A 22,354-nucleotide genomic window follows, 5' to 3' on the forward strand; every position below is an offset into this window, starting at 1 on the left:
TTAAAATTTTTTGGAGTTATAACATGTCTAAAGGTCAAACTTTACAAGATCCGTTCTTGAATTCCCTACGTAAAGAACGTATTCCTGTTTCTATCTTCCTAGTTAACGGTATCAAACTACAAGGTCATATCGAATCATTTGATCAATATGTTGTATTATTAAAAAATACAGTAAGCCAAATGGTTTACAAACACGCGATTTCTACAGTAGTTCCTGCACGTAACCCACGCCCAGCTGGTGCTCCTGCTGGTCCTCAAGGCGCTGGCTTTGGTGGTCAAGGTGGCTTCGGCGGCGGTCAACCTGGCGGCTTCGGTGGTCAAGGTGGCTTCGGTGGCGGTCAACCAGGTGGTTTCGGTGGTCAAGGTGGCTTCGGTGGCGGTCAACCTGGTGGCTTCGGTGGTCAAGGTGGCTTCGGTGGTCAAGGTGGCGGCTTCGGCGGTCAAGGCGGCTTCGGTGGCGGTCAACCTGGTTTCGGTGGTCAAGGCGCTGGCTTTACTGACGATGCAAAATTCGAAGATTCTCAAGATGACGAAAATAATCGTTAATCTGATCTAAGAATCTAAAAAACCTCTCAGTAATGAGAGGTTTTTTTTATTACGAGGCTTTTATAAAAATAATAAAAAACCGGCATGAAGCCGGTTTTTAAAAGAACTGAATATCAATTCTGTTTACGATCCAGTTGAGGATCTTTAATCTCAACAAAGGCATTACTACGTGTCTCACGTAACCAGCTATCTAGTTCTGTATCAAATTGACGTTCGCCTAAAAGCTGGCGTGCCATACGTTCTTGATATTCTGATGTCATATCCTGTTGGCGCGTATCTGTCACCTGTAGAATGTGCCAACCAAACTGAGTCTGGAATGGTGCGCTGATTTGACCTACAGGCGTCTTTTTCATTTGTTCTTCAAACTCAGGCACCATCACACCGGGGCTTACCCAACCAAGGCTGCCACTGTCGCGAGCTGAACCTGGATCATTGGAGAAAGTGGCTGCCAATACCGCAAAGTCTTCGCCATTTTTTAGACGGGTATATAGGCTGTCAATCATCTGCTTGGCATTTTCAGGACTCACCACTTCTGAAGGCTGAATCAGAATATGACGGGTCTGATACTGCTGTACCAGAGCTCGCTTTTCACCTGCTTTACGATCAATCAGTTTAAGAATATGCGCACCATCACGAGCTTCAATCAACTCAGAAGTTTGACCAGGTTGTAGGGTAGTGACACGCGATGCAAGCTCATCCGGAATATCGGAAATATTACGGAAACCCATGTCAGCAGCTTCAACTTTAACGCCATCTTTAGAATATCTCTTCTCAATTGCCTTTAGATCAGTAGAGCTTTCTAACTCTTGCTTCACTTCTGCTGCAACTTGAGTTGCATTAGTACCGGAAACACGAATGTGTTGAACATGAACCTGGCTGCCAAGCAGTGCCTGACCTTGAGGAGTTTTCAGGAAGTTTTCTACATCCTGATCGCTGATCTTAATACGTGAGGTTACAACCTGTTGACGTAAACGGTTAATCACTAGATCTTCTGCAATACGATTACGTAGAGAAGCATAGGTATTTGGTGCAATTGAATCCAGTTTTTGCTGGAAAGCTTCTAGGCTAGAAGAACCTGAATCACGTGCAACTTTTAATACAGCATCATTCAGTGCTTTTTCATCAGGACGGATGTTATAGCGCTTAACCTGTTCAAGTTGAGCCTGACGCACAATCAGTTGTTCTAATGCCTGTTGTTGTAGAATTTGTTGTGGTGGTGCAGGCTTTTTTTGCTTCTCGAGTTGATGAGAAATCTCCGCAACACTTTGCTCTAGGTCACTGCGAAGAATCACGCTACTGTCGACAACAGCTACAACTTCATCCTTGGTCTGTGCAACAGCAAAAGTCTGTATTGCTGCAGAAAGGCATAGCGCAAGTGTGGTTGCTTTAAAAAAATGTTTTAACTGTTTTGTCTTCATTAACGTTCTGTCCAAGTCTGATTGATATTATTAAAGCCCAGAATACGGTTTTCCAGTAGTGATGCCAATTTATTATTGAATCCACCCAGGCCTCTCAGGCTGAGTTCCGCCATAATCATGCGTTTTGGTTTAACGCCAGCTTCATTGACGTCATCCAGGTCATTGTAATATGAGCGACCATATACGGAAACACCCCAACAGCATGACTCATAGTTCACGCCAAGTAAATATTCACGTGCAACGTTGTTGTCCAGATCATATTGGGCATGGCCAATCAGACGCCAGTTGTTGAAAACAGGCTGAATGAATGAACCAACGACCTGATCATAGCTTTTTTGACGGTCTGTAATTTCATTGCGGTAGAAATAGCCCACATTGTAGAGATTACCTTGTTCGCCCGTGTAATAGGCTTGAACGTCACGCTGAGCATTCTGACCATTCGACATCCATGCTGAATTAAGATTGACATGGAAGTTGTTAGAGAGCTGGCTTGATAATTGAATCACAGGACCAGTATGCGTTTCACGATCATATTCATCAGCATCGCGTTCCAAAGTTACACGACGGTCTTCAAAAAAGAAGCTTTGGCCAATACTGGCACGCAGACGTTCTAGACCGATATCATTGAACAGGCTATAGCTTAAGCCTACTGATGCAAAGTTATTGTCTTCTAAGCGGTCATGACCATAGAAACGACGTGGGCTAAATAGCTGATCATAACTGATTGAGGCATTCACAGAATCGAAGTTCGGTTGACCTACTTGATTTTCGTAAGGCGCGTAGGCATAAAACAGACGAGGTGTTAGTGTCTGTAAGTAGCGTCCTTCTTTTTCAAAAATCAAACCGGCATCTAAGGTGAATTCTGGCACGACAATTGAGGTACTTTCGCTTGAACTATTGATGCTGTTTAAATTGTCTCGTGTATCCTGATCATAAAAAGTATTCACATTACGCAATGAGGCTTGTGGAATCAGGAAAGCGCCTGGCGTGCGATAGTTATAGCGTACAGCTAAATCATTATAGATACGGGTACCACTAGGTTCATAACTCTCAAATGCTGGGTTGAGATTGCGAATATCTTTTTTGAAATAAGCAGTATCGTGATTGGCCTCGAATTGCCAACCAAGTGGGTTGCCAGTTTTATAGTTAACCAGGAATTGTGGCAAACGCGCATATGGACGATCTTCATCATCTACATTTGGATCAAGCGTTTGGAAGTCCTCAACTTTAAGCTGAGCTTTTAAGCCTGGAATGCCATTTTTATAGTTAACTTCCCACGCACGACGTAAATTCAGGTCGGTCTTAGAGTCTGGACTATTATTTAAATCAGAGAAGAAATCTTTATCTGAAGCATAGTTATATTCTAGATTGGTCGAGAATTGTTCATTAATCTGCCAGTCATGGCGGAAATGCAGATTTTTTCGGTCCTCATCATTATAACTTTTATCTGAAGGTAAAATGCCTCCCCAGATCTGACCATAACCAAAATTTTCGGTCAGATAACGGAATTCACCGTCCAGCATGGCACCACGATCTGCAATAAAACGTGGGGTGATTGTTGCATCATAATTTGGTGCCAAGTTTAAATAAACGGGAATACCAAGTTCTAAACCGCCATCATTGGTAAAACCAAAACTTGGTGTCAAAATCCCTGTAGTACGACGGTCATCAATTGGGAAGTTGAAATACGGTAATGATAAAACTGGAACTTCTTTTACATAGATTTTGGTATTACGAGTTTCACCGCGACCAGTTTCCTGATTTAACTTGATTCGATCTGCTTGAATCTTCCAAGTTGGCTTCTGATCTGGCGGGCAGGTGGTATAAGTGGCATTTTCCAGTTCGACAGTTTCAGTTGAAGTTTTGGCAATTTTTTCTGCACGACCATGTGCATGTTGCTCTTCTGAAATGTAAAAACTGTTGTTCAGGTCGCCTTGCTGGGTTTTCAGGTTGTAATTAATATCATCACTTTGAGACAGTAGACCTGCTTGTGCCAGCTGTACCCGACCTTGAGCTTTTGCGTAGGTCTGGGTTTGGTCAATGGTGACTTTGTCTGCACGAATCTGGCGACCTTGCTGGTCAATGACGACATTACCTTCTAAATAAGAATCGCCATTTGGATTATAGTGACCATAATCAGCAGTTACGGTAGAAGTGGCTTGATCTGGGTCAACGGCTTCAACTTCAGGGGAAACAGGCGTAATCCAAGTGCCTTTACAATAGGCTGAACTTAAATATTGTCCCTGACGTTGTTGTGCTTCAGGTGTGGATTTGTCGACATAATATTGAGAGAAAAATGCTTCACCAGGATAGGTTTCCTGCAGGCTTTCGTTAAGCTGCTGATTGTTGATGTTGGATGAGTCATTTTCTGCAGCATAGCCTGAAATTGAGCTACCACATAACAAAGTTAAGATCGCAGTCGCTAAAGGATTGTATTTAAACTGATGCTTCATTTGTCTCATTAACCAATCATGCTTAATCGCAATTAATTATTGTCGCATCATAGAGAAAAAGTTGATAAGTAGCTACACTTAGCACTTTAAAAACTCAGCCTGTACTAGAATTTATTGCAAATGAATACTCAACGCGAACAATTGATACAATCTTGGATTGCTTCTGTACTCGGTTCAGATCAATTTGAAACTCATTTTTTAGCAGGCGATGCCAGTTTTCGTCGTTATGCACGAATCAAACTGAATAATAAAACATTTATGCTAATGGATGCACCACCAGAAAAAGAAGATTGTGTGCCTTTTGTGACCATAGATGAATTTTTTGATGCGAATGGTGTTCGCGTGCCGCATATCGTGGCAAAAGACCTGGAAAATGGCCTGTTGCTACTTGAAGACTTCGGTAATGTTATGCTGTCTGATCTGCTCAATGACAACACTGTAGATTCTTATTATGAACAAAGTTTTAAACAGTTAGTCCAGTTGCAGTCTATTCAAGGTGTAGGATATTTCCCTGAGTATTCTTATGAGAAGCTGATCTCGGAAATGGAATTGCTCACCGACTGGATGTTGCCGGCTTTAAAAGTGATTCCGACCGAAGCTGAAAGTGCGCTGATTAAACGTACTTTTGCCATCCTTGCGAATACTGCGTTGGCTCAGCCACAAGTGATTGTACATCGTGATTTTCATAGTCGTAACCTGATGCAGATTGCGGGTGAAACTGATCTGGGTGTGATTGATTTTCAGGATGCTGTGATTGGTGCAGATACTTATGACCTGATCTCAATCACCCGTGATGCTTATGTGCAGTGGAATGCGGATCGTGTATATCGCTGGTTTGAAGCTTTCTATCACTTGTTGCCAGCTTCTGCTAAAGAAGATCGTGACTTTGAACAGTTCAAGAAAGATGCTGACATGATGGCGATTCAGCGTCATATTAAGATTCTGGGTATTTTTGTGCGCTTGTTTGAGCGTGATGGTAAATCAGGTTACCTCAAAGACTTGCCACGTGTGATGTGGTATCTGCTGGAAGAATCTAAACCTTATTCTGAATTGCAGCCATTTATGCAATTTATCAATGAGCGTGTACTACCTGCCTTTGAAGCCAAATATGGTACTTATGAGGTGGCTGCATAAATGAAAGCGATGATTCTTGCTGCTGGCTTGGGCAACCGCATGCGCCCTTTGACACTGCATACCCCAAAACCACTCTTAGAAGTAGGTGATAAACCTTTAATCGTCTGGCATATTGAAAAGCTAGCAGAGATTGGTATCACTGAAATTGTCATTAATACCGCTTGGCTGGGTGAAAAACTAGCTCAGGCCTTGGGTGATGGTTCGCAGTTTGGCATCAAGATTTTATGGTCACATGAAGGCGAAGGGTTGGAAACGGCCGGCGGTATTATTAATGCCTTGCCTTTATTGGGAGATCAACCTTTTATTCTGGTTAATGGCGATGTCTGGACTACTATGGACTTTGCGCCATTATTACAAGTAGATTTAGGCGAAAACCTGGCGCATCTGGTATTGGTACAAAACCCATCTCAGCATCCTCAAGGTGACTTTAGCTTGGCTGAAGGTAAGGCTTATACCTTCGAACAGAATGTTCAGGGTGAAAACCTGACTTTTAGTGGTGTTTCAGTGATTAACCCTAAAATGTTTGCAGGTCTGGAAGCTGGTAAGCGTCCACTCGCACCATTACTCAAGGAAGCCATGCTGGCAAATCAAGTTGCTGCTTCTAAACTCATCGGTGACTGGGTCGACGTAGGAACGCCAGAACGCTTATCCGCACTGGATGCTGCAATTCGTGAAGGGAAATATGTTTAAGTGAATATTCACTAAGCACTCCCTACTGTGCCAATATAGAGAAAGCGGTATACTTTCTTCTAATTTTTTCGAGCGTTTATTGTTTATGCATACGTTTTTTCAGGAATTAAAGCAGGGTAGCCAGGCTTTAGGTTTAGCATTGAGTGATGAAACTTTAAATTTATTACTCAAGTACCAGGACGCTTTGGTGCTGTGGAATAAGGCATACAATTTGACGGCCATTCGTGACCCGAAGGAAATGCTAGTCAAGCATCTGCTGGACAGTTTAAGTATTTTAAAGGATCTGCCATCTGGTCGTTTGCTCGATATTGGTACCGGTGGCGGGATGCCGGGCATGATCATTGCATTGTGTCAGCTTGAGCGTGATTGCGTGCTCTTAGATTCAAATGGTAAGAAGATCCGTTTCTTAAAACAGTTTATTGCTGATCTGAAACTGCAAAATGTGATTGCAGTGCAAACACGCGTTGAAAATGAAGACAGTATTAATGAGCTTGGTCAGTTTGATGTGATTACCAGTCGTGCCTTTGCATCCCTGACCGATTTTGTTGATGCATCAAAACCTTATATGCATGAGCAAAGTATTATTGCTTCCATGAAAGGGCTAATTCCACAAGATGAAGTTAATGCTTTAAAAGATGAATTCAGTTGTGAGATTATTGAACTAAAAGTTCCGCGCTTAGACGAACAACGTCATTTACTTTTATTAAAACGTATTTAAGATTTTCAAAGGAATTGGGGTCAACATGGCACAAATTATTGCGATTGCAAACCAGAAGGGTGGCGTTGGCAAAACCACAACCGCAGTAAATTTGGCGGCATCTCTCGCAGTATTAAAAAAACGTGTGCTGCTTGTAGATATGGATTCACAAGGCAATGCCACAATGGGTTCGGGCATTCAGAAGAATGACTTAATCTATTCAGTCACAGATGTGCTACTCGGTGAAGTGCCAATTGAAACGGCAATTACCAAGGCGGAAGTGGGTTATAAAGTATTAGGTGCTAACCGTGATCTGGCTGGGGTAGAGCTGGCAATCGCTGAACAGGAAGGTCGTGAGTTTATTCTGCGAGGTGCTCTGCAGGAAATTGAATCTTCATATGATTATATCATTGTCGACTGTGCACCAAGTCTGAGCCTGATTACTGTAAATGCGCTTGCAGCGGTAGATGGGGTGCTCATCCCAATGCAATGTGAATATTATGCATTAGAAGGTTTAGCGGATTTGACGCAAACTATCGACCGCATTCAGCAAGCTCTTAATCCAGATCTACAAATTGTAGGTGTATTGCGTACCATGTATGATGCACGTAATGCGCTGACACGCGATGTTTCTGAAGAATTACAACAATATTTTGGCAAGAAACTTTACGATACCGTGATTCCGCGTAATATTCGTCTGGCTGAAGCACCAGCGCATGGTTTACCAGTAATCTATTTTGAAAAAAGTTCAAAGGGTGCAGTTGCTTACCTTAATCTGGCGGCTGAAGTGTTAAAGAAAAGTAAAGTGAAAAAAGGAAGTAAAGCATGACCGTGAAGAAACGTGGACTCGCCAAAGGTCGTGGTTTGGATGCATTACTGGGGTCAATTCAAAAAGAAAAACTACAGCTAGAAGCACAAGGGCTGGATCATGGTCAGCTAAAACAGATTGATGTCAATCTGTTGAAACGTGGTGAATATCAGCCACGCCGCTATATCAATGAACAGGATTTGCAGGAACTGGCTGCTTCAATTGAGAAGCATGGCATCATGCAGCCGATCGTAATCCGTCCAGTGGATGATGAACGTCATCCTTATGAGATTATCGCCGGTGAACGTCGCTGGCGCGCAGCACAACTGGCAGGCTTAACTGAAGTGCCTGCGATTGTTCGTGAACTTCAAGACCAAGTTGCAATTGCATTAGCATTAATTGAAAACATTCAGCGTCAGGATTTAAATCCGATTGATCAAGCAATGGCACTACAGCGTTTCCATGAAGAATTTGGTCTAAGCCATCAGGAAATTGCCGATACTGTTGGTAAGGCACGTACCACTGTTAGTAACTTACTGCGTCTGTTAACCTTAGCTGAAGAAGTTAAAGACTTCATGCAACAAGGTCTGCTAGACATGGGCCATGCCCGTGCGATCCTGACTTTAAAAGCCAAAGATCAGCTTAAAGTGGCTGAAATGGTCATCGAAAAGAGCTTATCTGTGCGTCAGACTGAACAATTGGTACGTGATTTCAATGCACCAAAACAGGATAAGCCGAAAGCAGTTGTAGCACCGGATATTCAACAACTGACACAACGTTTGTCAGAACGCTTTAGTGCAGAAGTAAAAATTGATTATAACAAGCAGGGCAAAGGAAAGCTCGTCATTAGCTATCACTCATTGGAAGAGCTGGACGGTATCCTTTCGATCCTGGATGATGAATAAGATTATTCTTGATTGGGGGTAAATCAGATGTGGGAATTGGTAAAAGCAGGTGGGTGGCTGATGCTACCCTTGGTGTTGTGTTCGATTTTCATGGTGGCTATTTCATTAGAGCGCTTTATTCGCCTGAAAAAGAACTTGGTATTGCCTAAAACACTTCTGATAGGTCCAAGTCAAAATGCTCGTCAGGTGATGCAAAAGCTAAATGCAGATGCATCCCTGCAACGCAGTACATTAGGGCGTGTTTTTGCAGCAGGTGCTGCAAGTCAGCAACAGACTGAGCAATATGCACGTGCCCAGATGGAAGTGGTTGCTTCACAGGAAATTGGTTATCTGGAAAGAAATATTAATTTTCTAGGAACCTTGAGTGCAGTCGCACCTTTGCTGGGTTTGCTCGGTACTGTAATCGGGATTATTGAATCTTTTCTGATGATCGATGTAGGTACGACTAGTGATCCAGTCTTGATGATGCCGGGTATTTCCAAGGCATTGATTACCACAGCTGCCGGGATGCTGATCGCCATTCCAGCCTTGTTTGCGCATCGTTATTTTCAGCGTCTGGTACAGGAATATGTGGCGGAGTTGGAGCAGCAGGCAACTCTATTCCATGCTGACCTGTTTTATTTGCATGGTTCAAAAGCTGATGAAAGCATTCAGAAAGCGAGCTGAGGTGAGTAATGAAATTCAAACGCAATCAGGTTGAAGATGTTCATATCAATCTCACGCCGATGATTGACTGTCTGTTATTCATCTTGGTGTTTCTATTGCTTTCTACGACTTTTAGTCAGCTCAGTCGGATGAACTTAACCTTGCCAGATGCACAAGGGGTGCCACCAAAGAACTTTGATCAGAAGGTTGAAGTTACTGTGGATGCCAATGGACACTATGCGGTAAATGGGCAGTCATTGGCGAGCAAAGAAGTGGCTGATTTAAATACTGCAATTAAACAGATTTCCAACGAACGACGTGATTTAATGTTCGTGATTGCAGCTGACGCAAAAGCAGCACATCAAGATGTAATTCGTGTGATGGATGTTGCAGGGCAATTGGGCTTTGTGAATATCAATATCAGTACCAAGGTACCAACTAGAGGTTATTAGTGAAGCAAGATTTTAAAGTCTATTTTCGCCTGCTGAGTTATCTAAAACAGTTTTGGGGAATAGCGTTATTGGTCGTGCTTGGCTTCTCGATTAATGCCGCTACAGAGGTTTCTGTCGCCAAGTTGTTAGAGAAAATCATTGATGCGATTCAACATCGAGATCAAGGTTTTACAACACTATTTCCCTTCTTAGTTGTACTGTTGATGTTTTTCCGAGGACTTGGTTTGTTCTTGGGGGGATATTTTACTGCAGTCATTTCTCGTAATTTAGTCTTTAATATTCGTCAAGAAGTCTTTGGCAAGCTACTCCGTTTACCATCACAGTATTATTTAGATAATACCAGTGGTCATATTACCGCTAAAATTATGTACAACGTTGAGCAGTTGACTGCTGCTTCAACAGAAGCACTCAAAACCTTAATTCAACAAGGTTTAATTACACTCGCACTATTGGGCTACTTGTTGTATACCAATTGGCGTTTAACCATGTGTATTCTGATCTTTGCGCCAGTGATCGGCTTTATTATTCGTAAAGCTGCAAAGCGCATGCGTAAATTATCAAATCAAGTACAAGACACCATGGGTGATGTCAATCACGTGGTGCAAGAAACGGTCAATGCCAATATGGTGGTCAAAGCTTTTGGTGGTCAGCACTATGAGCAAGAACGTTTTCGTCAAAATTCACTTGAAAACTTACGTCGTGGTTTGAAAATGGTAGTGGTACAACAGCTGAATAGTCCGGTTGTTCAGCTCATCATGTCATTTTCACTCAGTATTGTGATGTTTATTGCATTGCGTCCGGAAATTCTGCGAGATACCTCTGCCGGTGAGTTCGTGGCTTATATTACTGCAGCAGGGATGCTTGCGAAGCCAATCAAAGCATTAACCGATGTCAATGAAAAAATTCAACGAGGTATGGCTGCAGCGCATTCGGTGTTTGAATTATTGGATTTACCAGAAGAAAAGAACCAGGGCATCTTAACCGATACGCTCAAAGGTCAAATCCAATTTAAAGATGTGGGTTTAACTTATTCAGATGGTCATCAAGCGATTCGAGGCTTTAATCTTGAGATTCAGCCGGGTCAAACTGTGGCTTTGGTCGGACGTTCCGGTGCGGGTAAGAGTTCCCTAGTAAACCTGCTGATGCGCTATCAAGAGACAACCTCTGGTAAGATTCTGTTTGATGGCAAAGATATAACCGAATTTGAATTGAATGCATTACGTACCCAAATTGCGATGGTGAATCAGCAAGTAGTGTTATTTAACCGCACAGTGCGTGAAAACATTGCTTATGGCCAGCTAGAAGGTGCTGCAGAAGAAGATATTATTGCTGCAGCTAAAGCAGCTTATGCACATGATTTTATTATGGTATTACCACAGGGTTATGATACGCCACTGGGTGCACAAGGTTTGAATTTGTCTGGTGGTCAGCGTCAGCGTATTGCCATTGCACGTGCAATTTTAAAAAATGCACCGATCTTGATTTTAGATGAAGCGACAAGTGCGCTGGATAATGAATCTGAATACTTTATTCAGCGTGCCTTTGATACTGCAATGCAAGATCGAACCACCATTGTGATTGCTCACCGTCTGTCGACTATTGAAAATGCCGATGTGATTGTAGTGATGGATCAAGGTCAAATTGTGGAGCAAGGCTCACATCAAGAACTGATGACACGACAAGGTGCTTATTACCAATTACACCAACGTAATTTCGAGGAACATTAATTCATGTCCTTGGCACAGGTGATTCAAGATGCATGGAATGCGCAATCTAAGTGGTTAGTGTTACTGCGCCCATTGTCATGCTTGTACAGTACGGCATTTAATCTGAATAAATCTTTGTATCAGCAAGGCATTAAAAAGTCTTATACAGCACCTGTGCCGGTGATGGTAATTGGGAATATTACGGTCGGTGGAAGTGGTAAAACACCTCTCTTGATTCATTTGGTCGAATACTTGACTAAGAAAGATGTCAAGGTAGGCGTTATTAGTCGTGGTTATGGTGGTACGGGCCCATTTCCATGCTATGTCGATACGCTAGCAACCGCAGAAACTGTTGGAGATGAGCCGGCACTCATCGTACAGTCTACGGGTGTACCGATGGCGGTCGGACCAAATCGCCAGCAGAGTATTGAGCTTTTACTTTCCAAGCATGAATTAGACTTGATCATTTGTGATGATGGGCTACAACACTGGGCTTTAAACCGTCAGATTGAATGGATCGTACTGGATAATAATCGTGGTCTGGGTAATCAGAAGTTATTGCCGGAAGGTTATCTACGTGAACCGGTTGAACGTTTAAAAACCGGAACCGTGATTGAGCATACCGCTCAGCCAGAATCTGATTTACATATGCATTTGGCTCCATCGCAGCCATATTTACTGAATCGGGCAGAGTTGCAGGACTTCGATCCTAATTTACCTTTTTATGCTGTTGTCGGCATTGGTTTTCCACAACGTTTCTATCAGACTTTGGAAAGCTTGGGTATTCAGCAGTTCCAGTGCCACGAATTCCCAGATCATCATGATTATGAAATTGAAGATCTAGAGTTTGAAGATCAATATCCGATCATTACCACTGAGAAAGATGCAGTAAAAATCATGGCATTGCTTAAACAGAATCCGGAATTTAAACGTGATATTTGGGTGGTGCCTGTTGAGGCAGTGTTATCACCAGCCTGTTATGAAGTTTTGCAGCAACAACTTAATGAACATGGTATTTCTATTTCTTAAGGCTTATTCACTATGAAACATATTGTCATTCCCGCACGCTTTGCCAGCTCCCGCCTGCCGGGTAAACCTTTACTGGAGATTCATGGTAGCCCAATGATTTTACGTGTGGTGGATCAGGCACGTAAAGTGGAAGGCTTTGATGACTTATGTGTGGCGACGGATGATGAACGTATTGCAGAAGTATGTCGTGCCGAAGGTATAGATGTTGTCATTACATCGCCAAATCATCCATCAGGTACGGATCGTTTGAGTGAAGTCGCTCGGATCAAAGGCTGGGACAGCAATGACATTATTGTCAATGTGCAGGGTGATGAGCCTTTATTACCTGCGCAACTAGTACAGCAAGTAGCCCAGTTGCTGGTAGATCAACCAGAATCATCTATGTCGACACTATGTGAGCCTATCCATCAACTTGAAGAGTTCCAGCGTGACAGTATCGTGAAAGTGGTGATGTCAAAGCATAATCAGGCGCTGTATTTTAGTCGTTCGACAATTCCTTATGACCGTGATGGTGCTAAACAGGCAGAACAAACATTGCATGATCAAGCCTATCGCCATTTAGGCTTGTACGCTTACCGTGTAAAGCTGCTTCAGGAATACGTAACTTGGGATATGGGTGTGCTAGAAAAGCTAGAATCTCTAGAACAGTTGCGTGTGCTGGAAAATGGCCATCGTATTGCCATTTCAGTTGCAGAAGTCAGCCTGCCACCTGGGGTAGATACCCAGCAGGATCTGGATCGTCTAAACCAACTTGATCCATCTGTATTTGCCTAATTTGAGAATTGACTATGCCGCTTGATGCCACCGCACAAATCTATCCCTGGCAACAACAAGTTTGGGATACGCTCACTGGGCGTTTTCCCCAGCTGGGGCATGGTTTGCTGTTTTATGGCAAAAAGGGCTGTGGCAAAGAAGCCTTTACTCAACAATTTCTAGCATGGGTGTTGTGTCAAAATCGTCATGCACGAAATTTACCTTGTGGTGAATGTGGTAGTTGTCAGTGGCTGAAGGCAGATACCCATCCCAACTATGTCTATATCAGTACCGATGAAGAAAACAAAAAGCAGAATGCCAAAATCAAGATTGAAAAGATCCGGGATTTATTACCATTTGTGCAACAAACTGTAGATGGTTGGCGGGTTATTGTGATTGAACCTGCTGAAGCACTGAATATTGCTTCTTCTAATGCTTTGCTGAAAACACTGGAAGAGCCGGGTGAAACTATTGTCATTATTCTCCTGGCGGATCATTACCTCAAATTACCAGCTACGATTCGTAGCCGTTTACAGCATTTTGCACTGGACCGTATTACGCCAGATCAGGCGACAAATTATCTAAGTGAAAATCTACCGGAAGCAGGATCTTCACAACAACAATTATTAATGAATCTGGCAAATCAGATGCCGTTACAAGCCATCGAAGTGGCACAAAGCGCTTGGATGCCAATGCGTCAAGATTTTCTGCAAGACTGGAAAAAACTGGTCATAGAAAAAAATATGCCGATCGCAATTGCAACTCGATGGAACAAAAGCTTAAGTTTTAGTGACTTCGGGCAGATGTTTGAGTACTTGTTGTCGGATTTGATTTGTGTCAAGCTAAATCAAGCCATTAAAAACATCGATTTAGAATTTGATGTACTGGCTGCACAATATTCATTAGAACAGCTTTTTGATATTTATGGGGAATTTCAGCAGTCTAAACAGTATCTGGAACAGAATGTACAAAGCAATCTGGTTCTGGACCAACTCTGTATTCGACTGATGAATCTTTAAAAGAAGGAGAAGAATATGCAATCACGTATGGGGGGATTATTCAGGCGAATATTCCTGATATAGAAACTCTATTTGCCAGCTATATGCCATTTGTTGCAGGCGGCGGTCTTTTTATTCCTTCCAAGCAGGCGGTGAATCTGGGGGATGAAGTTTTCGTCCTGACCACTTTGCCTGAACAATCTCAAAAAATTCCTTTAACTGGTAAAGTGATCTGGGTATCACAAAAACAAAATGGCATTAAACCACAAGGTTTTGGCATCCAGTTGAGTGGGGAAAAAGGCGTTTTCTTTAAAAATGAGGCCGAACGATTGGTTGCGGGGCTTAAATCTGCAGGGCGTAGAAGCTACACTATGTAGATTCTCCCTGCTGAAAGGACTGCACCGTGTTTGTAGATACGCATTGTCATTTAACCTTACTCGACTTAACGCCTTACAACGGTGATCTGGATCTGGCGCTGGCACAAGCGCGTGAAGCAGGTGTCTCCAAATTTATGAGTATTTCGGTAGATCTTGATGATCATATCGAACTGGCCAAGATTGCCGCACGACATGCTGATGTGGGTTATACCGTCGGTGTGCATCCTTGTGAAGATGCCACAACCATGGCGCGTGCTACCACTGATTATCTAGTTGAGCTGGCGCAGCCGGAAAAAGTCTGGGCCTTAGGTGAAACAGGTCTGGATTATTTCCATAGCACCGATTTTATTGCAGAACAAAAAGATTGTTTTGCACGTCATATCCATGCATCTCAAATCGTGAAAAAACCAGTGGTGGTTCATACCCGTTCTGCCAAACATGACACGGTAGATATTATTCGTGCGGAAAAATCTACACATGGTATTTTGCATTGCTTTACTGAAGATTGGGAAACAGCCAAAGCAGTTTTGGACTGCGGTTATTATGTGTCTTTTTCAGGTATTGTCTCTTTCAAAAATGCCCAGGATTTACGTGATGTCGCGAAGCAAGTTCCACTGGATCGTGTGCTAATTGAAACTGATAGTCCTTATCTGGCACCCGTACCGTATCGTGGTAAATCTAATGAACCGAAATACGTTCCATTTGTAGCCAAAGCCTTATGTGATGTATATGATAAGAGCTTGGAAGAAATGGCTGCAATCACAATGCAGAATTTTGAAAATCTTCTAAATTTTAAGTAATACATGAATTAAATAAGAGCAGAAGAGAGTTTATAGGGTGAAGATGGATCGTCAGGCTCAGTTTCGAGCAAGAGAAACCTTAATTTTTCAAGTCTCAGAACAGCTGTTACTGGAAAATGGTGAAGCAGGTATGACGCTAGATGCGTTGGCTGCAGAACTGGATTTGGCCAAAGGTACACTCTATAAACATTTCCAGAGTAAGGATGAGCTGTACATGCTACTCATCATTCGTAATGAACGCATGCTACTGGAAATGATTCAGGATGCGGAAAAGGCTTTTCCAGAACACTTGGCTTTCTTTATGTTGCACCATCTTCACCATCCAGAACGTACGGTATTGTTCCATCAGATTGAGGAACGCTTATCAACGACTGGGGTGGGTATTCAGCAACTATTTACTGAGCTTTACCAGATTCGTAAACAGCGTTTGCGTTTAATTATTCGTATGACAGAAAGCTATCTGGAATCGATTCAAAGCAGTATGCCGGTGCGTGATTATCTTGCTTCGATCTGGTCACTTACGCATGGTGCAGCCGCAATTTTGAATTCAAGTTTCTATCAACGTTATCTCGGTTCTCGTGATACGTTACGCGTGGCCTATATCGACCAGGCACTGGCTTTGCCAAAGAAAATCAATTCGGTTGAGCAATTTGCTTAAAGGCATTCCATGAAAATCCAGTCACTGCCATCAAGTCGTGGTTTTACGCTCATCGAATTGATGGTGGTGATTGTCATTATGGGGATTCTGGCCTCCTTGGTGATGTTGAATATTGGTGGGGTGGATCAGCGCAAAGCTATGCAGGCACGTGAAGTATTTATGCTGGATCTGCAACGTATTTTACGTGAAGCCAATGATCAGGCTCGGGTGCTGGCCTTACAGACTCAGACTGCAACGGATGTCAGTCCATTTCAATATACTGTCGTGGAATATCAGAAGAATCCACCCAACACAGATTTTAAATTGAGTAGCACACCGCAGAAGTGGATTCCCTATACCGAATTTAAAACCCAAACTTTGCCAGATAAAGTATCTTTGCAGATTCAGCCTTTGGATCAGCGTTATAAAAATGCACAAAATCGCGATCTGACCATGCAGGATGCGCCAAAATTGATTTGGCTAGGTAATGGAGAAGTGAAGCCGGTACGGATTCAATTTTATTTTGATAATAATGAAGTCGGTTCTGCGATTGAAATCGACCACTTGGGTAAGATTGTTGATGAAGAATAAATCACTTTCAGCTAATTCATCCTCTTTTCAAGCTAAGAAAGAAAATAGGCTTGTTTTATGCTCCTCAAACACAGCTTTCGGACTTTCGCCACGATCGAGCAGTGCTCGACGTGGCTCAGGCTTTACCTTACTAGAAGTCATGGTCGCACTTGCTATTTTTGCGACCGCAGCAATGGCATTAACCAAAGTGGCGATGCAATACACTCAGTCAACAACGCATGCTATTTTACGCACTAAAGCCCAATTTGTTGCTTTAAATGAAGCTGCGCAGATGGAAATTAATCAGGAATGGCTCACGGGAACTTCATCCCGGCAAATTACCCAGCAGGGTGAGACCTGGCAGATTGATAAGAAATCTGAACCAACCATCAGTCCGAATGTGCAGCGTGTCGATATTCAGGTTGGTATTGTGAATGCTGATACTGGTCAACTGGAATCCGGCGTCAGCAGTCTGGTGTTCTTTAATCATCGGGTGAATCAGGTACAATGAAAAAGAATGGATTTACCCTGGTTGAGCTTCTGGTTGCGATTGCGATCTTTGCTATATTGTCTGCATTGGGCTGGCAGGTCTTTGACCATATTCGGGTTACACGTGATCAGAATACCGTCCATGAACAAAAACTGAATCAATTACAGCAGGGCTATCAGCAGATTCTGCGCGATACGGTGCAAACTGTGCCATTAACCGCAAATGTGAATGGTGATATCCAGCCAGCTTTGGTGCTGCAAGATGGTCGTTTAAACTTTAGTAAAACCGGAGTTACCGATCCACTGGAGCAGGGCATCGCACCGGATGAGCGAGTGGAATATCAATATCGGGCGGATGAGCAGAAAGTTTATCGACTTAAATTCAGAAATTTGAACCAGACCGGACGTGACCAGCCTGAATCGAGCGTGTTACTGAATGATGTGGAGCAGTTTCAGATTACCGTACTTAATCCCAATGAACTCAATCAGTGGCCGGACAGTGGGCAAGATTTAAATCGAATTGAAAACAAGCAGATTTTACCGAAAGGCATCAAGATCAATCTGATTGTACAGGGTGTGCAGTATGAGTGGCTGTTTAGTTTGCTGAATACAGACTATCTTTCAAATAATACCAATAATATGGGCGGCGCTTAGAGTATAAGTATGAAGCAGCAACAGGGCATCGCATTAATAACTATTCTGGTGATGGTCGCATTAGCAACCATTCTGGCAGCAACGATTGCCAAACGTCAGGCAGCGACCGCTGAAAGCACAGCTTATCTGATGCGCCAAAATCAGTCCCTGATGTACGCAAAAAGTGCTGAAGCCTTTTTTTCTGAGCTGCTTGTGGATGATGCTGAAAATGCAGCAGATGTGGATCATCTGAATGAAACCTGGGCACAACAGATGCCACCTTTTCCGGTGGATGATGGTTATGTCGCTGGCAAGCTTGAAGATGAATCAGGTAAGTTTAATCTGAACAGTTTGGTGGCTGAAGATGGAACCGTAAATGAACCCGCCAAGAAGTGGTTTGAGCTGATTCTGAAACGGGTAGGTCTATCCGAACAATTGAGTGAAGCAGTAATTGACTGGCAGGATCAGGATGAATTGCCAATTGGACCGATGGGGGCAGAATCGAATTATTATCAAGGTCTGCCGAATGCTGCATTGCCACCAAATGCCAAGTTTCATAGTGTGGAACAACTCAAGCTGGTACGTGGGTTTGAAGAAAATCGCTATAAACTGCTCCTACCATATGTAACAGCAGTACCTTTGAGTGACACACAGGTGAATATCAATACGGCACCAGCCGCTGTACTGGCGAGTCTAGATGACAAACTGGATGTCAATGCAGTACAACAGGCATTAGATCTTAAATTTGGCAATCAGGAACACTTTGCTAACGTGTCTGAGCTTTGGCAAGTGGCTCCTTTTGACCAGGTCGCTGCTGAAAATCGCAACCTGTTTGCCAATCTATTAGGGGTGAAATCCCAGTTCTTTAAAGCGCGGATCGAAGTGATGTTGAGCGAACGTAAACGTCAGTTTAGTAGCGATCTGGTTCGGGAAGATAAACAGGTATATGTCTCGTACCGTAATATGGCGCCATTTTAACTCATCTTCATACTTAAGCCTGAGTGCGTAGAAGCTGTATGTGATCCGTTTTGTCTATTAACGTGAACTGCAAAATTAATCCTCATCCCTATAGTTTTGCTTTATAATTGCAGTGAATTCACCTATTTTTTGACGACATTACGGCACATGTTAATTCGTAAGTTATTTAAGTTTGAAAATGCTCATATCGTGCGAAATTGCACATCGGATCGCTGTAAGCGTTCGATCCATGGTCATAGTTATAAAGTAGAATTACTGCTGAAAGCCTCTAAGCTCGATCATGGCCAGATGGTATATGACTTTGGCTTGCTCAAAGGTGTCATCAAAGACTTTTTTGATTCATTCGATCACGCCATCTGTTTTTGGCAGGATGATAATGCCGAATATATTCAGGCTTGTAAAAATTTTAGTGCACGTTGGGTGTCATTACCGGTATCGCCGTCCGCTGAACAGTTCTCCCGTATTTTCTTCTTTATAGCGCAGCAAGTGTTGGCTTCAACCATTACCCAAAATGGTGAAGGCGATGTCGAGGTGTATTCAGTGATTGTTCATGAAACCGATACCGGTTATGCGCAAAGTTTCCTGGAAGATATCGAGAATGAGCAAATGGGTTTACTCAGCCTGGATCAGATTGAATTCTCTGAACAGGTGCAAATTGAATGGACTGATCCTGATATGTTCAATAAATTGAAGCAGGGTACGCCGTTCCATAATCCAACTGTAGACCTACAGGTAAAAGTTTAAGCTGTTTTAGTTTTAAACTGCATGACATCAATTTAGGATGAACTAATGTCTTTATTAACTGAACAGCAAATTGCAAAACTCAATAAAGTACAGCTAGATGAAAGCTGGAAATATGGACTGAGTGATTTTCTGCTTGGTCCAAAAATGGATGCGCTTAAAAATTTTCTGATTGAAGAAAAAAAAGCAGATAAAGTTATTTATCCACCGAACCACATGATTTTTAATGCACTAAATACCACGCCGCTAGATCAAGTGAAAGTGGTGATTTTAGGACAAGATCCTTATCATGGACCGAATCAAGCGCATGGCTTGAGTTTCTCGGTGCAAAAAGGGGTTGCATTGCCTCCATCTTTGCGTAATATTTTTCATGAGTTACATTCAGATTTAGGCGTAGCGATTCCTAAACATGGCAACTTGACCCATTGGGCAGAACAGGGTGTATTACTTCTGAATGCAGTATTGACTGTAGAAGCAGGTCAGCCAACCTCGCATCAAAAACGTGGCTGGGAAGAATTTACCGATCACGTGATTGATGTCATTAATGAACAACGTGAAAATGTGGTCTTTATTCTTTGGGGTGCTTACGCGCAGCGTAAAGGACAACGCATTGATGAGAATAAACACCTTGTACTTAAAGCCGCACACCCATCGCCTTTGTCGGCAAACCGTGGCGGATTCTTTGGTTGTAAAGTTTTTTCCAAAGCAAACAATTATCTTAAACAACATGGCATTGAGCCTATAGATTGGCAGCTGGACGCATGACATATTCTCCCGTATCAAAACAATATCACTCGGATCTGATTGTCGAAGAAGCCCAAAATGGATGGCGCATCGTTCGATTAAATCGTCCAAAATCATTACATGCATTGGATGAAACCATTGCAACTGCCTTGCTTGAGGTCTTTGAAGATTTTCATCACGATGACAATGTAAAGGCAATCTGGTTCGATTCGACCACACCTAAAGCATTTTGTGCGGGTGGAGATGTACGTAAGTTGCGCCAATTGGTCATCAATGACGAAGTTGCAACTGCGAACAAATTCTTTGAACAGGAATACGCATTAGACCTATTGCTACATAACTATGCTAAACCCGTATTAGTTTGGGGCGAAGGTTATGTGATGGGCGGTGGCCTAGGTCTGTTTATGGCGGCACCGTTCCGTTTAGTAACCCCATATTCACGTTTAGCAATGCCGGAAATCAATATTGGTCTATATCCGGATGTAGGCGCAACGCGCTTTCTGGCAGACCGTGGTGCGATTGGCTTGTTTACCGGTTTGACTGGTTCAATCATGACTGCGGCTGGTGCTTATGGTATCGGTTGGGCAACCCATATCTGTGATATTCAGCGTGATGCAGTACTGGATAAAATGGTGAATATTGACTGGGATCATTATCCTGCAGGTGATTTCCGTGCCATTGATGACACGCTCAACAGCATGCATCGTCCAGTCGGTCCTGGACCGCTACAAAACTCACTCGATGTGATCCACAGTGTTTGTCGTGGTGTGAACTTCGAGCATGACTATGAAGCCATTGTTGGTTTAAAAGATGCGCGTAGTGACTGGTTACGTCAAGCCAGTGAAAATTTGCAAAAAGGTTCTCCGGCGACTGCTGCATTAACCTGGTTGTTATGGCAATGGGGTAAGAAATTACCTTCTTGGAATGAAGTGTTTGAACTGGAAATCCAGATTTCGGACTGGAAAATTCGTCATCCTGACTTTGTGGAAGGGGTACGTGCACGTCTTGTCGACAAAGACCTGTCTCCAGAATGGAATAAAGGTAGTGATCTAAGCCTGAAAGGTATCCTTGGCGATAATCCCCCAGTGACTAATATTGATAGCTGGAATGCTCTGTTAAGACAGTATGGTGTGATCAGCTGATTCATGACTGAACACATTAAAACCGATGAAGAATGGATGCAGTTTGCCTATGAGCAGGCTGCATTAGCGGCAGCACAGGGAGAAATCCCTGTAGGTGCTATCATTGTCAGTAATAACAAGATTATTGGTCGAGGCTTCAATTCTCCAATTTCATTGAATGATCCCACTGCACATGCGGAGATCGTGGCGATTCGTGAAGCCTGTCAGGCGATTCAAAATTACCGCCTTCCTGAAGATGCTGTTCTCTACGTCACCTTGGAACCTTGCACGATGTGTGTTGGGGCACTGGTACATTCACGTATTTCTAAAGTCGTGTTTGGTGCTACGGAGCCAAAAGCGGGTTCATTGGTCAGTGTGCGTCAGTTGTTCGAAACTGGTTATTACAATCATGTATTCGAATTTTCAGGCGGCTGTTTGCAGGAAGAATGTTCGCAGCAATTAAGTGCATTTTTTAAAATGCGTCGGGAACAGAAAAAACAATTAAAGTTACAAGAAAGGCAAGTCAATGATCAGAATCAGGCATGAATTCTGTTTAATATGAGCTCTTGAAAATAACAACCCTAATCAGGACTTACGATGAACGCTATACAAGTAAAAAAAGAATTTCCTGCACCTTTAGCACAGGTGTTTGATCTGCTGTCTAAACATGCAACTTACAATGTCGCCTTTGCACCGATTCAGGTGGAACGTATCAAGGATTCTACTGATCCAGAACGTCCTGATGGTTTGGGATCAGTACGCAGCTTAGGTATTGGTCCGATTAAACCGTTAAAGGAACAGATCACGCTGCTTGAACCGAATTCTCGTATTGAATACAAAATTATTAAAAATCCTTTAGTGAAACATCACTTGGGAATTATCGAGTTTGAAGCCGTTTCAGAGGATAAAACTCTAGTGACCTACACCATCGAATTGCAGGCGCGTGCACCTTTTGTTAGTAAATTAATCCTTGCACAGCTGAAAGCAGGGATTAAACTAGGCTTCGCAAAACTCGCAAAATCTGTATAAAC

26 protein-coding genes are annotated in these 22,354 nt (G+C 42.9%); 24 read left to right on the forward strand and 2 right to left on the reverse strand.

Annotation, left to right across the window (positions count from 1 at the left end; all coding sequences use genetic code 11):
- The first annotated feature begins 23 nt into the window (after nucleotides 1-23).
- The gene (hfq, locus tag BS636_RS11385) at nucleotides 24-545 is read left to right on the forward strand and encodes an RNA chaperone Hfq (RefSeq protein ID WP_099338868.1); all 522 of its coding nucleotides are present in this window, start codon (nucleotides 24-26) and stop codon (nucleotides 543-545) included.
- Between the two features lie 113 nt (nucleotides 546-658).
- Here the strand turns inward: hfq and BS636_RS11390 are convergent, their stop codons facing one another.
- On the reverse strand, nucleotides 659-1,963 hold the full coding sequence (locus BS636_RS11390; protein ID WP_099338869.1) for a peptidylprolyl isomerase: 1,305 nt from the start codon (nucleotides 1,961-1,963) through the stop codon (nucleotides 659-661).
- On the reverse strand, nucleotides 1,963-4,416 hold the full coding sequence (locus BS636_RS11395; protein WP_099338870.1) for an LPS-assembly protein LptD: 2,454 nt from the start codon (nucleotides 4,414-4,416) through the stop codon (nucleotides 1,963-1,965). The genes BS636_RS11390 and BS636_RS11395 overlap by 1 nt, the downstream gene beginning before the upstream one ends.
- 120 nt (nucleotides 4,417-4,536) lie before the next feature.
- Between BS636_RS11395 and BS636_RS11400 the strand changes: the two genes are divergently transcribed.
- The 23 genes from BS636_RS11400 to BS636_RS11510 all read left to right on the forward strand — a co-directional run bounded on the left by BS636_RS11400 (nucleotide 4,537) and on the right by BS636_RS11510 (nucleotide 22,352).
- Entirely contained in the window at nucleotides 4,537-5,550 is a 1,014-nt protein-coding gene (locus BS636_RS11400) for an aminoglycoside phosphotransferase family protein (RefSeq protein WP_099338871.1), read from the forward strand.
- Entirely contained in the window at nucleotides 5,551-6,240 is a 690-nt protein-coding gene (gene murU, locus BS636_RS11405) for an N-acetylmuramate alpha-1-phosphate uridylyltransferase MurU (protein WP_099338872.1), read from the forward strand. It begins immediately after the preceding gene.
- 85 nt (nucleotides 6,241-6,325) lie between these two features.
- Complete coding sequence (rsmG, locus tag BS636_RS11410) at nucleotides 6,326-6,958, forward strand: 16S rRNA (guanine(527)-N(7))-methyltransferase RsmG (protein WP_099338873.1); 633 nt, start codon at nucleotides 6,326-6,328, stop codon at nucleotides 6,956-6,958.
- A gap of 25 nt (nucleotides 6,959-6,983) precedes the next feature.
- A complete protein-coding gene (locus BS636_RS11415; RefSeq protein ID WP_099338874.1) occupies nucleotides 6,984-7,766 on the forward strand; it encodes a ParA family protein in 783 nt (260 codons plus the stop codon).
- Entirely contained in the window at nucleotides 7,763-8,650 is an 888-nt protein-coding gene (locus tag BS636_RS11420) for a ParB/RepB/Spo0J family partition protein (protein WP_099338875.1), read from the forward strand. Before BS636_RS11415 ends, BS636_RS11420 begins: the two co-directional genes overlap by 4 nt.
- Before the next feature lie 27 nt (nucleotides 8,651-8,677).
- A complete protein-coding gene (locus BS636_RS11425) occupies nucleotides 8,678-9,316 on the forward strand; it encodes a MotA/TolQ/ExbB proton channel family protein (protein WP_099338876.1) in 639 nt (212 codons plus the stop codon).
- Nucleotides 9,317-9,324: 8 nt separating this feature from the next.
- Nucleotides 9,325-9,747: an ExbD/TolR family protein gene (locus tag BS636_RS11430; RefSeq protein ID WP_004815566.1), complete on the forward strand. Its 423-nt coding sequence runs from the start codon at nucleotides 9,325-9,327 to the stop codon at nucleotides 9,745-9,747.
- Complete coding sequence (msbA, locus tag BS636_RS11435; RefSeq protein WP_099338877.1) at nucleotides 9,747-11,474, forward strand: lipid A export permease/ATP-binding protein MsbA; 1,728 nt, start codon at nucleotides 9,747-9,749, stop codon at nucleotides 11,472-11,474. The genes BS636_RS11430 and msbA overlap by 1 nt, the downstream gene beginning before the upstream one ends.
- Nucleotides 11,475-11,477: 3 nt before the next feature.
- Nucleotides 11,478-12,482 (forward strand): tetraacyldisaccharide 4'-kinase, encoded by a 1,005-nt coding sequence (gene lpxK / locus BS636_RS11440; RefSeq protein WP_099338878.1) that lies wholly within the window; start codon nucleotides 11,478-11,480, stop codon nucleotides 12,480-12,482.
- Nucleotides 12,483-12,494: 12 nt separating this feature from the next.
- Nucleotides 12,495-13,256, forward strand: coding sequence for a 3-deoxy-manno-octulosonate cytidylyltransferase (gene kdsB, locus BS636_RS11445; RefSeq protein ID WP_099338879.1), 762 nt, complete (start codon nucleotides 12,495-12,497; stop codon nucleotides 13,254-13,256).
- Nucleotides 13,257-13,270: 14 nt separating this feature from the next.
- Entirely contained in the window at nucleotides 13,271-14,254 is a 984-nt protein-coding gene (locus tag BS636_RS11450) for a DNA polymerase III subunit delta' (protein ID WP_099338880.1), read from the forward strand.
- A gap of 20 nt (nucleotides 14,255-14,274) precedes the next feature.
- Nucleotides 14,275-14,610, forward strand: a complete 336-nt coding sequence (locus tag BS636_RS11455) for a PilZ domain-containing protein (protein WP_099338881.1) — start codon at nucleotides 14,275-14,277, stop codon at nucleotides 14,608-14,610.
- 26 nt (nucleotides 14,611-14,636) lie between these two features.
- Entirely contained in the window at nucleotides 14,637-15,410 is a 774-nt protein-coding gene (locus tag BS636_RS11460) for a TatD family hydrolase (RefSeq protein WP_099338882.1), read from the forward strand.
- A gap of 43 nt (nucleotides 15,411-15,453) precedes the next feature.
- Nucleotides 15,454-16,068 carry a TetR/AcrR family transcriptional regulator gene (locus tag BS636_RS11465; protein WP_099338883.1) on the forward strand — a complete coding sequence of 205 codons (615 nt, stop codon included), beginning with the start codon at nucleotides 15,454-15,456 and terminating at the stop codon, nucleotides 16,066-16,068.
- Between the two features lie 9 nt (nucleotides 16,069-16,077).
- A complete protein-coding gene (locus BS636_RS11470) occupies nucleotides 16,078-16,638 on the forward strand; it encodes a pilus assembly FimT family protein (RefSeq protein ID WP_099338884.1) in 561 nt (186 codons plus the stop codon).
- Nucleotides 16,628-17,128: a type II secretion system minor pseudopilin GspI gene (gene gspI, locus BS636_RS11475; protein WP_099338885.1), complete on the forward strand. Its 501-nt coding sequence runs from the start codon at nucleotides 16,628-16,630 to the stop codon at nucleotides 17,126-17,128. The genes BS636_RS11470 and gspI overlap by 11 nt, the downstream gene beginning before the upstream one ends.
- Nucleotides 17,125-17,760, forward strand: a complete 636-nt coding sequence (gene gspJ / locus BS636_RS11480) for a type II secretion system minor pseudopilin GspJ (protein WP_099338886.1) — start codon at nucleotides 17,125-17,127, stop codon at nucleotides 17,758-17,760. Before gspI ends, gspJ begins: the two co-directional genes overlap by 4 nt.
- Before the next feature lie 9 nt (nucleotides 17,761-17,769).
- Nucleotides 17,770-18,717: a type II secretion system minor pseudopilin GspK gene (gspK, locus tag BS636_RS11485; RefSeq protein ID WP_099338887.1), complete on the forward strand. Its 948-nt coding sequence runs from the start codon at nucleotides 17,770-17,772 to the stop codon at nucleotides 18,715-18,717.
- A 147-nt stretch (nucleotides 18,718-18,864) separates the two neighbouring features.
- Complete coding sequence (locus tag BS636_RS11490; protein ID WP_099338888.1) at nucleotides 18,865-19,461, forward strand: 6-pyruvoyl trahydropterin synthase family protein; 597 nt, start codon at nucleotides 18,865-18,867, stop codon at nucleotides 19,459-19,461.
- A 45-nt stretch (nucleotides 19,462-19,506) separates the two neighbouring features.
- Nucleotides 19,507-20,223 (forward strand): uracil-DNA glycosylase, encoded by a 717-nt coding sequence (ung, locus tag BS636_RS11495; protein ID WP_099338889.1) that lies wholly within the window; start codon nucleotides 19,507-19,509, stop codon nucleotides 20,221-20,223.
- On the forward strand, nucleotides 20,220-21,344 hold the full coding sequence (locus BS636_RS11500) for an enoyl-CoA hydratase/isomerase family protein (RefSeq protein WP_099338890.1): 1,125 nt from the start codon (nucleotides 20,220-20,222) through the stop codon (nucleotides 21,342-21,344). Before ung ends, BS636_RS11500 begins: the two co-directional genes overlap by 4 nt.
- A gap of 3 nt (nucleotides 21,345-21,347) precedes the next feature.
- The gene (gene tadA, locus BS636_RS11505) at nucleotides 21,348-21,869 is read left to right on the forward strand and encodes a tRNA adenosine(34) deaminase TadA (protein ID WP_099338891.1); all 522 of its coding nucleotides are present in this window, start codon (nucleotides 21,348-21,350) and stop codon (nucleotides 21,867-21,869) included.
- 51 nt (nucleotides 21,870-21,920) lie between these two features.
- A complete protein-coding gene (locus tag BS636_RS11510; protein ID WP_099338892.1) occupies nucleotides 21,921-22,352 on the forward strand; it encodes an SRPBCC family protein in 432 nt (143 codons plus the stop codon).
- The last annotated feature ends 2 nt before the right edge of the window (nucleotides 22,353-22,354 follow it).

It is taken from the genome of Acinetobacter sp. LoGeW2-3 (assembly GCF_002688565.1).
Classification (GTDB): domain Bacteria; phylum Pseudomonadota; class Gammaproteobacteria; order Pseudomonadales; family Moraxellaceae; genus Acinetobacter.

Coding starts and splice junctions, on each gene's coding strand:
- hfq (WP_099338868.1), top strand. CDS start 24: ATGTCTAAAGGTCAAACTTTACAAGATCCGTTCTTGAATTCCCTACGT.
- BS636_RS11390 (WP_099338869.1), bottom strand. CDS start 1,963: ATGAAGACAAAACAGTTAAAACATTTTTTTAAAGCAACCACACTTGCG.
- BS636_RS11395 (WP_099338870.1), bottom strand. CDS start 4,416: ATGAAGCATCAGTTTAAATACAATCCTTTAGCGACTGCGATCTTAACT.
- BS636_RS11400 (WP_099338871.1), top strand. CDS start 4,537: ATGAATACTCAACGCGAACAATTGATACAATCTTGGATTGCTTCTGTA.
- murU (WP_099338872.1), top strand. CDS start 5,551: ATGAAAGCGATGATTCTTGCTGCTGGCTTGGGCAACCGCATGCGCCCT.
- rsmG (WP_099338873.1), top strand. CDS start 6,326: ATGCATACGTTTTTTCAGGAATTAAAGCAGGGTAGCCAGGCTTTAGGT.
- BS636_RS11415 (WP_099338874.1), top strand. CDS start 6,984: ATGGCACAAATTATTGCGATTGCAAACCAGAAGGGTGGCGTTGGCAAA.
- BS636_RS11420 (WP_099338875.1), top strand. CDS start 7,763: ATGACCGTGAAGAAACGTGGACTCGCCAAAGGTCGTGGTTTGGATGCA.
- BS636_RS11425 (WP_099338876.1), top strand. CDS start 8,678: ATGTGGGAATTGGTAAAAGCAGGTGGGTGGCTGATGCTACCCTTGGTG.
- BS636_RS11430 (WP_004815566.1), top strand. CDS start 9,325: ATGAAATTCAAACGCAATCAGGTTGAAGATGTTCATATCAATCTCACG.
- lpxK (WP_099338878.1), top strand. CDS start 11,478: ATGTCCTTGGCACAGGTGATTCAAGATGCATGGAATGCGCAATCTAAG.
- kdsB (WP_099338879.1), top strand. CDS start 12,495: ATGAAACATATTGTCATTCCCGCACGCTTTGCCAGCTCCCGCCTGCCG.
- BS636_RS11450 (WP_099338880.1), top strand. CDS start 13,271: ATGCCGCTTGATGCCACCGCACAAATCTATCCCTGGCAACAACAAGTT.
- BS636_RS11465 (WP_099338883.1), top strand. CDS start 15,454: ATGGATCGTCAGGCTCAGTTTCGAGCAAGAGAAACCTTAATTTTTCAA.
- BS636_RS11470 (WP_099338884.1), top strand. CDS start 16,078: ATGAAAATCCAGTCACTGCCATCAAGTCGTGGTTTTACGCTCATCGAA.
- gspI (WP_099338885.1), top strand. CDS start 16,628: ATGAAGAATAAATCACTTTCAGCTAATTCATCCTCTTTTCAAGCTAAG.
- gspJ (WP_099338886.1), top strand. CDS start 17,125: ATGAAAAAGAATGGATTTACCCTGGTTGAGCTTCTGGTTGCGATTGCG.
- gspK (WP_099338887.1), top strand. CDS start 17,770: ATGAAGCAGCAACAGGGCATCGCATTAATAACTATTCTGGTGATGGTC.
- BS636_RS11490 (WP_099338888.1), top strand. CDS start 18,865: ATGTTAATTCGTAAGTTATTTAAGTTTGAAAATGCTCATATCGTGCGA.
- ung (WP_099338889.1), top strand. CDS start 19,507: ATGTCTTTATTAACTGAACAGCAAATTGCAAAACTCAATAAAGTACAG.
- BS636_RS11500 (WP_099338890.1), top strand. CDS start 20,220: ATGACATATTCTCCCGTATCAAAACAATATCACTCGGATCTGATTGTC.
- tadA (WP_099338891.1), top strand. CDS start 21,348: ATGACTGAACACATTAAAACCGATGAAGAATGGATGCAGTTTGCCTAT.
- BS636_RS11510 (WP_099338892.1), top strand. CDS start 21,921: ATGAACGCTATACAAGTAAAAAAAGAATTTCCTGCACCTTTAGCACAG.